12 protein-coding genes are annotated in these 11,743 nt (G+C 63.7%); 4 read left to right on the top strand and 8 right to left on the bottom strand.

What is annotated here, in order from left to right:
- Positions 1-394 precede the first annotated feature (394 nt).
- Positions 395-1,405: an SDR family oxidoreductase gene (locus QZ213_RS16075; RefSeq protein WP_291687075.1), complete on the top strand. Its 1,011-nt coding sequence runs from the start codon at positions 395-397 to the stop codon at positions 1,403-1,405.
- A gap of 35 nt (positions 1,406-1,440) precedes the next feature.
- Here QZ213_RS16075 and QZ213_RS16070 read toward each other — a convergent pair whose 3' ends face one another.
- Entirely contained in the window at positions 1,441-2,646 is a 1,206-nt protein-coding gene (locus tag QZ213_RS16070; RefSeq protein WP_291687074.1) for a BtaA family protein, read from the bottom strand.
- A gap of 191 nt (positions 2,647-2,837) precedes the next feature.
- Here QZ213_RS16070 and QZ213_RS16065 point away from each other — a divergent pair, with 191 nt between their 5' ends.
- Together QZ213_RS16065 and QZ213_RS16060 are read left to right on the top strand one after the other, a co-directional pair.
- Complete coding sequence (locus QZ213_RS16065) at positions 2,838-3,542, top strand: class I SAM-dependent methyltransferase (RefSeq protein WP_291687073.1); 705 nt, start codon at positions 2,838-2,840, stop codon at positions 3,540-3,542.
- A complete protein-coding gene (locus tag QZ213_RS16060) occupies positions 3,539-3,862 on the top strand; it encodes a multidrug efflux SMR transporter (RefSeq protein WP_291687072.1) in 324 nt (107 codons plus the stop codon). Before QZ213_RS16065 ends, QZ213_RS16060 begins: the two co-directional genes overlap by 4 nt.
- 13 nt (positions 3,863-3,875) lie before the next feature.
- On the opposite strand, the gene QZ213_RS16055 is transcribed toward QZ213_RS16060, so the two are convergent.
- The gene (locus QZ213_RS16055) at positions 3,876-4,832 is read right to left on the bottom strand and encodes a lysylphosphatidylglycerol synthase domain-containing protein (RefSeq protein WP_291687071.1); all 957 of its coding nucleotides are present in this window, start codon (positions 4,830-4,832) and stop codon (positions 3,876-3,878) included.
- Positions 4,833-5,072: 240 nt separating this feature from the next.
- On the opposite strand from QZ213_RS16055, the gene QZ213_RS16050 reads away from it, so the two are divergent.
- Entirely contained in the window at positions 5,073-5,294 is a 222-nt protein-coding gene (locus tag QZ213_RS16050) for a hypothetical protein (protein WP_291687070.1), read from the top strand.
- Positions 5,295-5,356: 62 nt separating this feature from the next.
- On the opposite strand, the gene QZ213_RS16045 is transcribed toward QZ213_RS16050, so the two are convergent.
- The 6 genes from QZ213_RS16045 to QZ213_RS16020 all read right to left on the bottom strand — a co-directional run.
- Positions 5,357-7,015, bottom strand: coding sequence for a regulator (locus tag QZ213_RS16045; protein ID WP_291687069.1), 1,659 nt, complete (start codon positions 7,013-7,015; stop codon positions 5,357-5,359).
- Complete coding sequence (locus tag QZ213_RS16040) at positions 7,012-7,737, bottom strand: isochorismatase family cysteine hydrolase (RefSeq protein ID WP_291687068.1); 726 nt, start codon at positions 7,735-7,737, stop codon at positions 7,012-7,014. Before QZ213_RS16040 ends, QZ213_RS16045 begins: the two co-directional genes overlap by 4 nt.
- A 348-nt stretch (positions 7,738-8,085) precedes the next feature.
- Positions 8,086-8,502 (bottom strand): DUF4399 domain-containing protein, encoded by a 417-nt coding sequence (locus tag QZ213_RS16035; protein ID WP_291687076.1) that lies wholly within the window; start codon positions 8,500-8,502, stop codon positions 8,086-8,088.
- Between the two features lie 237 nt (positions 8,503-8,739).
- Positions 8,740-9,270, bottom strand: a complete 531-nt coding sequence (locus tag QZ213_RS16030) for a flavin reductase family protein (protein ID WP_291687067.1) — start codon at positions 9,268-9,270, stop codon at positions 8,740-8,742.
- A gap of 12 nt (positions 9,271-9,282) precedes the next feature.
- Positions 9,283-10,659, bottom strand: coding sequence for an FAD-binding oxidoreductase (locus QZ213_RS16025; protein WP_291687066.1), 1,377 nt, complete (start codon positions 10,657-10,659; stop codon positions 9,283-9,285).
- An 11-nt stretch (positions 10,660-10,670) separates the two neighbouring features.
- On the bottom strand, positions 10,671-11,743 hold a 1,073-nt coding region (locus tag QZ213_RS16020; protein WP_291687065.1), incomplete at its 5' end, for an acetolactate synthase large subunit.

The raw sequence follows: 11,743 nt of genomic DNA, 5'->3' as shown, positions 1-11,743 counted from the left end.
CGAACGGGCTCAGATCCAGCGACGGGCGGCTGGTCAGAGCCGCCCGTTCGCACATTCTGCCAGATTTTGCAGACACAAGAGCGCGTTATAAGCCGTAAACCATTGCGCGGGGAATGCCGGGTGATTCCGGTGTGACCTGACTAACGCGTGTGCACTTCTCACACTACCCCTGCACACGCGGCTATCGGGCGCATCGGGCGCCCGGCATTCCCTGCGCCCTCTGATCGGAGGACGAGGAAATTTCCGGCAAAGCTCGGGCGCATCACGCCGCGAGATCGTGAAGACGCGTCCTGGCGGCATTCTCGAGAGCGGCGCCGGTTGCGGATTCAACGGCGGTCGGACGAAACGAAATTCGACGCCGGGGGTTGATGATTGTCACCAGCGGAGTTGCGAAATGACCACGGACAGCAAGCCCCCGATATCGCGAAGGACCGTCGTCGGCGGCGCCGGCATGGCGGCGGTCGGCGCCGCTACATCGCTGGCTCCCTCGATCGCACAAGGAAACGACGAAATGACGCGCGAGCAGGAACTGCGCAACCCGGCCGATAAATACCCGAGGCCGCCCTACAAAAGGCAGTCGCAGCCCTGGCCGGGGCTCGCGAGCCAGATGGATCCGCGGCCGGACCACGGCGAGACCAGTTATAAAGGCTCGGGCCGGCTGTTGGGGCGCAAGGCGCTGATCACCGGCGGCGATTCCGGCATGGGCCGCGCGGCCGCCATCGCCTATGCGCGCGAGGGCGCCGATGTCGCGATCAATTATTTCCCGACCGAAGAGCCCGACGCGAAGGAAGTCATCGATCTCATCAAGGCGGAGGGACGTATCGGGTTGGCCATTCCCGGCGATCTGCGGGACGAGAAATTCTGTCAGGAACTGGTCGACCGCGCGGTGAAGGGACTTGGCGGTCTCGACATCGTGGTCAGCAACGCCGGCCGGCAGCAGACGCGGGCTTCGATCCTGGATATCACGACGGAAGATTTCGACGCGACGATGAAGACCAACATCTACGCGCCGTTCTGGATCATCAAGGCGGCGCTGCCGCATCTGAAGCCCGGTTCGGTCATCATCGGCACGGCTTCCGAGCAGGCCTATGACCCCTCCCCCGATCTCTATGACTATGCGCAGACCAAGGCGGCGACCATGAACTACGTCAAGTCCCTGGCGAAGCAGCTCGCGCCGAAAGGCATTCGCGTCAACGCGGTCGCGCCGGGGCCGATCTGGACACCGCTGCAGGTCTCCGGCGGCGCGACGATGGAGAAGCTGGAAAAGTTCGGCGGCCAGACCCCGATCGGCCGCGCCGGCCAGCCCGCCGAACTCGGTTCGATCTATGTCCAGCTCGCGGCCGCCGACGCCAGTTTTGCTACCGGCCAGGTCTATGGCTCCGCCGGTGGCTCCGGCCAGCCGTGACGAAGGATCTCGGCCGCGCGACGCCGCCGAACCGATCAGCGCCTGACGTAGCAGTGGAAGCCGCCGTAAATTCCCGAGCGGTCCTGCGCGAAGCCGATGGCGCTTCGTTCCTCGTCGCGGCGCCAGATTTGGCGCAGGTCCGCCAGCTCCGCGCTCTCCAGGGGAGACTCGGTGCCGGCGGTGCGGAAGATCACGCGAACATCGTCGCGCCCGGTGCGATCGATGGCGTTCCAGAGTGCTGCGATCTCGTCTGGCGCCATCCAATCCTGCGAGTCCAGGAGGATCACGGCATCGACCTCGCGCGCCGGAAGATTTTCCAGGAACTGCCGGAGATTGGCGTGCACCGGGATGATCAGGCCGGCGCCGTCACGCATCCGTTCGAACTGGCGGCGCTGCAGATAAGGCGGCAGGCAGCGATCGCCGGGACCGGGATAACTGCGATGCAGCGCCTGCCAGGCGAAATAATTGGTCTCATTGGGGTGACCGTTGATCAGGCGCAGCAACCGCTGATGCAGCACCTCGTTGAGCGGGGCGCCGGCGCCGAGCAGCGCCCGCTGCTGCGGCGGAATACCGAGACTGAACAGCAGCGCCGGGGTGCCGGTGAGCAGGCGCGCCAAGGGCGAGTGAAACAGCCGGTCCAGCCGATCGAGCGCCTGCAGGCGTCCGGGGTCGTTGGCCTTGCCGGTCAGCAGCGCCGTGAGATCGATCCGGGCCAATTTCGCCAGCAGATGCGTGAGCCCGATGAAACGGCCGAGCATGCCGTGACGGTAAAACCCGTCGGTAAAATAGGCATGCCGCGGACGGCCGACGATGTTGCGCTTGTCCCAATAGGCGCGCGTGTCGGCGTCCAGCATCAGCCACAGCCGATCGCGGTAGAGCTGCGAGTTGGAGGCGGAAGCGGCCTCGCCGAAGAACTGCCAGAACTCGGCATAACCGGAAAATGCCCGAAGTCCGGCAAGCTTCAGCTTGAGCAGCGACAGATGCGCCTCATTGAGATCGACCGCATAGACCTGGGCCGGCTGCGCCGTGAGATAGGACAGCGCGTTGCATCCGCCGGAGGAGATGGTGACGATGGTCGAGCCGAGTGGCAGTTGCAGCGCAGCGAGATCGGCTTCGGGGTCCTCCCAGATCTGGGTGTAAACCAGACGACGGAACCAGAACGCGAACAGCCTGTCCCAAACCGTCGCCTCGGCCTCATCCCTGGAGTTGCGAACCGCGTCCGCGATCAATTGCGTGTTCATCCATCCCTCGAATCAACAATCTGATGAGGGTATCGCCGGCTCACTGCAGTTTTGCGACAGCTCGCGGCGTTATGGCGACGCGAGTCATCGGTGGAATTACGGGACCATTCATGAGGGCGCGCGCGGCTGTCACACCGCTGTCGCGCGAACATCCGAAGGGAATATGCGACAGGCGAGCAGGAGGTGCAGCAATGTCTCTCTATTCCCCGGAACTCGACGCCGACGCCGCGTGGCCGGACGAGGCCACCAGCCGCATGAACCGGATGTACCGCCGGCAACGCCACATCTACGACGGCACGCGACGATATTATCTGCTCGGCCGGGACCGGCTGATCTCAGGGCTGCAACCTGCCTCCGGCTCGAACGTGCTGGAAATCGGTTGCGGCACCGGCAGAAACCTGGTGCTGGCGGCCGGCCTCTACCCCGATGCGCGATTTTTCGGCATCGATGTCTCGACAGAGATGCTGACGTCGGCGATCTCGGCAATCTCGCGGCGCGGCCTGACCGGCCGAATTCGCGTCGCGCACGGCGATGGAATCGCCTTCGATCCACAGCTTTTATTCGGGCTGCCCTGCTTCGATCACGTGATGATCTCCTACAGCCTCTCGATGATCCCGGACTGGCGCGGCGTTCTCCAGGCGGCCACAAGGCGCCTCGCGCCCGGCGGGCGTCTGCACGTGGTCGATTTCGGCAATCAGGAGCGACTGCCCTCCATAGCTCGCGCGCTGCTGTTGCAATGGCTCAGGATATTCGACGTCACGCCGCGCGACGATCTCGAGGCCATGCTGGCGGCGATGGCCAAAAGCAACGGCGCAAGGCTGAGGTTCGATCGTCCGTTCCGCGGTTATGCGCAATACGCCGTGATGACGTTGCCGCGCGAGCCGAACGCGCCGTGAGTGCCTGGTTGGCACTTGTTGCGGCGGGATTGCTCGAGATCGCCTGGGCGTTCGGCCTGAAATATTCCGATGGTCTCACGCGGTTCTGGCCGACCGCGGCGACGGCGCTCGCCATCGCGCTGAGCTTCGGCTTGATGGCGGTTGCGCTGAGATCGCTGCCGTTCGGCACGGCCTATGTGGTGTGGACCGGCATCGGCGCCGTCGGCAGCATCCTGGTCGGCATCCTGGTTTACAGCGAGCCGGCCGATCCGATTCGATTGCTGTGCCTGACACTGATCGTGGCGGGAATGGTCGGGCTCAAGCTCAATTCGCCGGTGTGAGATCGAAGCGCGGCTAACGCTTCATGCGCAAACTCCGCCACGCTTCCACACCTCCGAACAGGCCGAGCGCCATCACGAAGGGCAGGAAATGATACAGGAAGCGGAACATCAGGAGCGCAGCGATCAACGGCTCCCGGTCCACACCGCCGAGGCCGAGCAGGATCGCGGCATCGAACACGCCCAATCCCGCCGGCGTGTGGCTGGCGAAGCCGAGCAGCGTCGCGGCGATGAATACGGCAGTGAGGCGGAAGAAGTCGATATTCATCCCGGCTGGGATCAGCACATACATCGCAAGCGCCGCGGCGCCGAGATCGAACAGCCCGATGGCGATCTGCAGCAGCACCATGGGCCCTGACGGAAGCCGGACCGGCCACCTTCGCGTCCCGAGCCGTCTCGGCGCACGCCAGCTCCAGACCAGAAAAGCGGCGACGCCGACCAGCACCGCGGCCGCCAGCGCGCGGTTGATCTGCGGCGGCAGATAATCCACCAGGCCGATGGCCCCCGGCTCGTAAAACAGGCTGAGCCCCAGCGCGGTCAGATTGCCCAGCCAGAATGTCAGCCCGGTCAGGAAGCAGATGTTCGCCACGTCGAGCGCGCCGAGACCGTTGCAGGCATAGATCCGATACCGGATGACCGGCGAGACCAGCGCCACCGCGCCCATGCCATGGGCGATCGGATAGCTGGTGAAGCTTGCGAGCGCCGCGATTCGATAGGGAATGTCCGGCCGACCGATGGTGCGAAGCGCGAGCAGGTCGTAGATTGTCAGGCTGCCGTAGGAGAACACCACCAGCATCAGCGCCAGCGCGAGGACGCCGGCGTCGGTTCGTTCCACGATGGCGAAGACCTCGTCGTAGTTGACGTGCTTGAGCGCGTGCGTCAGCGCGAATATCGCGATTGCCGCGATGGCAATGCCGACGACGACCCCCAGCCCTCTCAATCGGGAGCCGCTGCCGGACGTCTTTTGCGGCACTATGGCTTCCAGTGTCTATCCAATCGGGCAACGGCATTGCCGTCACCGCCTGATTCGGGATGGTCGATAGCCTCCATTGACACGTTGTTGTGACAGGCGCGTTACCGGCGAACTCACAGCAATTCTAAGAATAGCATTCTAAGATGCGTGTTAATCGAAATCCGGACTCATTATGGTCGCATGCCGTTCACGCACGGTTTGTAAGACACCCGCGAAAGTCACCAGCGCATTCGAGGCAGTATGAACCCGGAATTCGATTACGATCTCACGCCGGATCAATGGGAGATGTTGAAGGCGCTGCGCGCGCCCGCCCCGAGGGCTCGCGCGCTGAATCGATTCGTTGTCGAAAATCTCATCGCGCTGGGGCTTGCCGAGACGACCGACAGCCGCGCCGTCCTGACGCCGAAAGGCCGCAGCGTGCTGCTGCGCGGCTCGCCGCGGCTGTTGGACTTGGCGACGTAACGTCTTCAGTTTTGGCGAGCCCGGCGTCGACAATCACGCCAGGCTCGCACAGTTCCAAAATTTCACTCCGCCGGCGCCGCCATCGACATATCCGGATGCGGGACGTAGTGCGCGCTCGTCTCCAGCTTGCTGAGCGCGAACAGTCCGGCCCCCACGACCGCATAGGCCAGTGCGACCGCGGGCGTCACGCCGAATCCGCCGCCGATGCCGACGGCCTCGCCATGCATGAAGCCGAAATAGGTCAGTACGGCGCCCGCAAGCGCGAAGGCGGAAGCCTTGACGAAGTCGCGCTCGATCACGAACACGCCGACCGCGCCAAGAATGAGGCCGGCGAGGATCGAACCGCCGCCCAGCACCTCAAGCCCGTGATAGAGCACTCCCTGTTGCGGCAGCGCCGCGAGCGCCGCGGCCTTGACGTCGCCCACCTTGTCGGCGGAAAGGCCGCCCACCGTCTGCGCCGCGCTCAGGGTCGAGCCGAGCATGGTGTCGATCTGGAGCTTGGCCCAGGCCGCCAGATGCGGCGTCAGCGCCAGCACGATCGCCGGCGCGTGCTTGACCGGCGTGGTCTGGAACGCCTGCGCGCCGATCAGCATGCCGATGTAAAGCAGGATCGGCGAGATCGCGACCACCGGCACCAGCGCCAGCAGCACCGAGATGATGCCGAACCACGACAGCACGACCACCATGATGCCGGTCGCGGCCGAATAACCGATCCGCCCGCCCATCGCCTTCCAGCCGGGATGGCCGATATAGACTGCGTTGATGAAGGGATTGCCCATCAGGCAGCCGATCAGGCTGACGACGCCGTCGGCGGTCAGGACCCGCGTGGTCGGATATTCGTCACCGGCGGCTTCCGCGCTCTCGACATTGTCCATGGCCTCGACGAGATCGTAGATGCCGAAGGGTATCGCCGTGACCAGGATGACGCCGAGGAATTCGAAGCCGGAGAACACCTGTCCGACCGCCGGGATAGGCACCGAGAAGCCGAAGCTCGCAAAGGCGTCGCCGACGCCCTTGACGCTCAGCCCGCCGAGCCCGAGACCGAACAGGTTCGAGCCCCAGGCGATGATCATGCCGGCCGCGATGGCGACGAGGCCTGCCGGAATTCCCTTGAAATATTTCACGCCGCCGAACCAGCTCACCAGGATGATGGCGAAGCAGACCAGACCGATCTGCGGCGTCATGTACATCTCCAGCGCCGGCCGCATCGAGATGAAGGTCACGGAGACGCCGGCCAGCGTCCCGAGCAGCGCCGCGCGCGGGGTGATTCTGCGAATGACGGGCGCGATGAAGCCGCCGATCATCAGGATAAAGCTCTGGAAGAACACCCAGACCAGGCCCGCCGACCAGCCTTTCATGGGATCGCCGGTCTTGATGGTGACCGGCAGCATGATCACGAAGGTAACGATGAACATGTGCGGCACGCTGACGCCCGAAGGCAGTGCGCAGACATCAGTGCGGCCGGTCTTCTGCGCCAGCCGGTAGGCCAGCCACGCATAATAGAAGGTGGAGAGGCACATCATCAGGCCGAGCGCCGGCAGGATGCGGCTGAACACCAGCGAGTCCGGCATCTTCAGCACGAAACGCAACAGGCCGGTAAGCACCAGCATGTTGACCAGGATATTGGTACCGAATCCAAAGAACGCGTTCCAGTCGCCGGATGTCCACAATACCGGCTTGAAGTCGGGCTTTCCGACAGTCCCCGTCATGCTCGTGCTCATCGCGAAGCTCCCGCTGCCAAGTTGTTCGAAGTCTCCGTTGTCATTGCCTTGAGAACCGCGGCCGAGTCGGACACCCAGCCGAAGATGCCACCCTGGGCCTTGATCATTTTCAGGCCCATCTCGTGGAATTCGGGAAAGTAGGAAGCGCAGCCGTCGGCCAGCACCACGCAGCGATAGCCGCGGTCGTTGGCCTCGCGCACAGTTGTATTGACGCAGACCTCGGTGGTGACGCCGCACACCAGGAGATTCTCGATGCCGTATTTCTGTAAGGTATCGCCGAGTTCGGTGGCGTAGAACGCGCCCTTGCCCGGCTTGTCGATGACGATCTCGCTGTCGTGCGGATAGAGCGCGGGAATGATGTCGTGGCCGGCCTCGCCGCGGATCAGGATCCGTCCCATCGGGCCGGGATCGCCGATGCGCAAGCTTGGCGCGCCGCGCTCGATCTTGGCCGGCGGCGCGTCGGACAGATCGGGCAAATGGCCCTCGCGGGTATGCACGACCAGCATGCCGAGTTCGCGCGCGGCGTCGAGCACGGATGCGATCGGCTTCACCGCGCGCGCCAGTTGCGAGACGTCATTGCCGAGCGTTTCGCCGAAACCGCCCGGCTCCATGAAATCGCGCTGCATGTCGATGATGAGAAGAGCTGTCGCTGACCAGTCGAGATCGATCGGTTCTGGTTCCGCAACGACGGTACCGCTGGACGGCGGTCTTGGGTTCGCCATGACGTTCGCACCCCGCGCGCGAGAACTCTCGGGAGTGAATGAAGCAAGGCGCGTGCCATTGTGTACAATGACTGTATGCAATGCCGATACGAAAAATCATTCGTATTTTCAGCGAGTTGGATTTTGGAGGCTGCCTTGCTCATTCCCTGAGCGCAGCTTTTATGACGTGCAGTTGCTCATTCGCTGAGCGGAATTTGTTCATGCTTCGGATTTGCGCAGGCCAACGAGGTGGCACACATGTTGCTGCCTTCAGGCCGAATTGAACGAAGGGGAGCGGTGGCGCTGGTCGTCGGGCTCGAAGGCGACCGCGCCACGGATGGCGAGGAACCGGTCGACGTTACCGGCGAGTTAGCGCACCGTGATGGTGATCGCCTCCGACATCACCGGCGGCGCAAGCGGGATGTGCGTCCAATCGCCGAGCACGAGTTGCAGAGTGTGCTGGCCTTTCGGCAGGGTCACCATGGCTTCGGTCTGGCCGCCGCCGAAATGCTTGTGATTGTCGTCGGACGGAATCGGTTCCTGCATTTGCTCTGCGGTCAACGTGGCATCGATCAGCAGATGGTGGTGGCCTGTGTTCGGTTTTTCCACGCCGGCCGGCGCAACGCCCATACCGGAGAGCCCGAACTGCACCAGGAACGGACTATCCACTTCGGCGCCGTCCTTCAGATTGATGAAGTAAACCTTGGCCCCCTCCGGCGACGGCGTCTGCGCGGCTGCCGGCGCGGAGCTCGCAACGGCAAAGAGGCCCAACAGAGCAAGCGCCATTCTAAACGATGTGATCATCTTGTACTCCCCGAAGAACAATGAAATCGGAACGCGCGGAGCTGTTTCGCGCCGCCTCATGCTTAGCTTCCGTAATTGCAGGAAATAAGGCCGTCACTTTCGCATCCGGCCAGCTCGCACTCCCGGTGCGACCAGAGCGGCGACACAGCCGCAGCATACGTCAGGCATCCAGCGTTTGTCGCTAGCGGAAGATTTGCCGGAAGGGACGTTGCGGACCTGTTATCGCATTTTCGATTTCAGCTTGATCACGGGGCCATCCACCACGAACTTGCCATAGCCGCGGTGGTGGATGGTCTTCGGATTGGGCTGCTTCGGATCGGTCCAGGCCTTCACCACCTCGAGCACGAACAGGTTGTATTTGTTCACGAGGCGGCTATCGACCACCTTGCATTCGAGATTGGCGAAGCACTCGGCGATCAGCGGCGCGCCGACGTCCCTGGCCTTGACCGGCGTCAAGCCGAACTTTTCGAATTTCGCGACGTCGCGGCCGGAGCTGTTGCCGACGTCGACGACTTTCTGCGCCAAGTGCCGCGCCGGAATGGCGATGACGCACTCCCTGGTCGCCGTCAGCGCCGCAAAGCTGTAATCGGCGCTGCTGACGACACAGGCGATCAGCGGCGGCTCGAATTCGACCATCATATGCCAGGACATGGTCATGACGTCGGCGCGGCCCTTCCGTGCCGTCGTAAGCAGCACCACCGGGCCGGGTTCCAAGAGTTGATAGACTTTTCCCAACGGCAGATTTTTCATCACTTAGACCAGTCAGAGGATTTTTCCGGGATTCAGGATGCCCTCGGGATCGAGCGCCTTCTTGATCAGCCGCATCAGCGCGATCTCGCTTTCGCTCCGGCATACCGAAAGATAGGGCTTCTTCTCTAGCCCGATTCCATGCTCCGCCGAAATCGATCCGCCGAACCTGCCGAGCGGACCATAGACCAGCGCCTCGATCTTCGGCCGCAACGTCATGTAGTCCTGCGGGGCGACCTGAACAATCACATGCAGATTTCCGTCTCCGAGATGGCCGAAGATCCAGAGCCTGTGTTCGCCGATCCCGGCACTCAGATCCCGGCGCAAGTCCTCGACATATCGTTCCATCGCCGCCAACGGCAGCGAAATGTCGAACACGACCGGCATGCCGCCGACCACGACCTGCATGACATCGTCGCGCAGCGCCCAGAAGGCGCGGCGGTCGCTCTCCGACTGCGCTACCGCCGCATCCGAAATCAGCTTTGCTTCCAGCGCGGATTCCAGCGCCGCGACGAAGCGTTCGGAATCAGGTTTGGGATTGGCGCCGAGGCTTTCGATCAGGACGTAGTATGGATGGTCCTGACCAACCGGCGGTTTGCCCCTGGCCGGCGGCGACGTCACCAGGCGGTAGAAGGATTGCCACATCACCTCGAAGGCCGAGAGCGATCCGCCCAGACTGCCGTCGATATGCTTGAGCAATTTCGTCAGCGCCTCGAACGACGGCACCGCCACGATGGCGACGTCCTGCGAACTCGGCTTCTCGCGCAACCGCAGTACCAGCCGCGTGATGATCCCGAGCGTGCCTTCGGAGCCGACAAAGACCTGCTTGAGGTCGTAGCCGGCATTGTTCTTGATCAGGCGGTTCATTGACGAAAGGATGCTGCCGTCGGCCAATACGACCTCGAGACCCAGAACCATGTCGCGCATCATGCCGTAGCGGATCACGCGATTACCGCCGGCGTTGGTTGCCGCGTTGCCGCCAAGCGTCGCGCTGCCGCGCGCGCCGAGATCGAGCGGAAAGCTCAGGCCGTGCGGTTCGACCGCTTCCTGCAGCGCCTGCAGCGTGACCCCGGCCTGCACCACGGCGATGCGCTGCACCGGATCGATCAACTCGATGGCGCGCATCCGCTCCAATGAGACGATCACCTCTTCGGGCGAGGCATCGGCGCCGTGGACGAGACCGGTGAGACCGCCATGGGTCACGATCGGCACGCCGTTGTCATGGCACCAGCGGACGGTTTTCGAAACTTCGCCAGTGTCCCTGGGGCGCACCAGCGCCCGCGCCTTGAGGGTGTCCGGACGCAGAATGCCGGCGGATCGGGTCGCGATATCGGCCGCGCTCAATACGCCGGTCTCACCAACGACGGCCCGCAGCGCTTCGACGGTGTCCACGGCAGCCCTCCTCAAATCATCGCCTCGATCAGGCGCGGCCCTCTGTGCTTCATCGCCGATTGATATTGCGCGGCGAATTCTTCGGCCGTGGTGGCACGGCTGGCTTCGACGCCTAAACCGCTCGCGATCTGGGTCCAGTTCATCTCCGGATTGTGCAGATCGAGCGTCGAGCGCGCGTTTTCGCCGACCGTCGTCACACCCACCCGATACAGTTCATAATTGAGGATCGCATAGGACCGGTTGGCGTAGATCACCGTGGTCACATCGAGCTTTTCGCGCGCCATGGTCCACAGCGCCTGCATCGTATAGGCGGCGCCGCCGTCGCCATGCGGGCAGACCACCTTGCGATCGGGAGCGGCCAAAGCCGCACCGACGGCGAGCGGCAATCCCTGACCGATGGAGCCGCCGGCCAGCGGCAAATGCGTGTGCGGCCGCGCGCGCGTCAGCGTCATCAGCAGCGGCAGGCTGGAGGTGTTGGATTCGTCGGCATAGATCGCATGATCCGGCGTCAGCTGGGCGATGATCTGGGCGATGCTGAGCGAATTCAACAAACCGGTCGGCAGGCCCGGCAATTGCAGCGGCACACGGGCCGATATCTCCTGCGGCGCTCCCAGTGCGTCGGCCAGACTCTCCAGCGCGCGGGCGCCGTCTTCGTGCGGTTGCGCAAGATAAATCAGCTCGCAAGGCTCGGGCACACACCAGCTCGGCTTGTTCGGATAGGCAAAGAACGACACCGGCGGGGTGCTGCCGACCAGGACCAGCTGCTCGGTTCCGGCAAGAAACGCCGTGACCTGCTCGCCGAAATAGGGAATGCGCTCCACCGGCACGCGACCGGCGCCCATCTCGGAGTGCGGCGCAAAAGTATCGCACAACAGCCGCGCGCCGGTCTTGGCGTGGATGCGCCCCGCCGCCTCCAGCCCGGCGCCGACAAGGGCGCGGCCGCGCAGCAACATTGCCGTCTTCTTGCCGCTGGACATCAGCCTGGCGACGTCTTCGATCGTGTCCGCCGTTACGATCGCCGGCCCGATATCGGGCAGACGCGGCGCGGCGCGCTCGGCCGGATTCCAGGCGGCGTCGGCGGACA

Source organism: Bradyrhizobium sp., assembly GCF_017881085.1.
In the GTDB taxonomy this organism is placed as follows: Bacteria; Pseudomonadota; Alphaproteobacteria; order Rhizobiales; family Xanthobacteraceae; genus Bradyrhizobium.
This window is presented reverse-complemented; position numbering and strand designations above follow the sequence as displayed.

Coding starts and splice junctions, on each gene's coding strand:
- QZ213_RS16075 (WP_291687075.1), top strand. CDS start 395: ATGACCACGGACAGCAAGCCCCCGATATCGCGAAGGACCGTCGTCGGC.
- QZ213_RS16070 (WP_291687074.1), bottom strand. CDS start 2,646: ATGAACACGCAATTGATCGCGGACGCGGTTCGCAACTCCAGGGATGAG.
- QZ213_RS16065 (WP_291687073.1), top strand. CDS start 2,838: ATGTCTCTCTATTCCCCGGAACTCGACGCCGACGCCGCGTGGCCGGAC.
- QZ213_RS16050 (WP_291687070.1), top strand. CDS start 5,073: ATGAACCCGGAATTCGATTACGATCTCACGCCGGATCAATGGGAGATG.
- QZ213_RS16045 (WP_291687069.1), bottom strand. CDS start 7,015: ATGAGCACGAGCATGACGGGGACTGTCGGAAAGCCCGACTTCAAGCCG.
- QZ213_RS16040 (WP_291687068.1), bottom strand. CDS start 7,737: ATGGCGAACCCAAGACCGCCGTCCAGCGGTACCGTCGTTGCGGAACCA.
- QZ213_RS16035 (WP_291687076.1), bottom strand. CDS start 8,502: ATGGCGCTTGCTCTGTTGGGCCTCTTTGCCGTTGCGAGCTCCGCGCCG.
- QZ213_RS16030 (WP_291687067.1), bottom strand. CDS start 9,270: ATGAAAAATCTGCCGTTGGGAAAAGTCTATCAACTCTTGGAACCCGGC.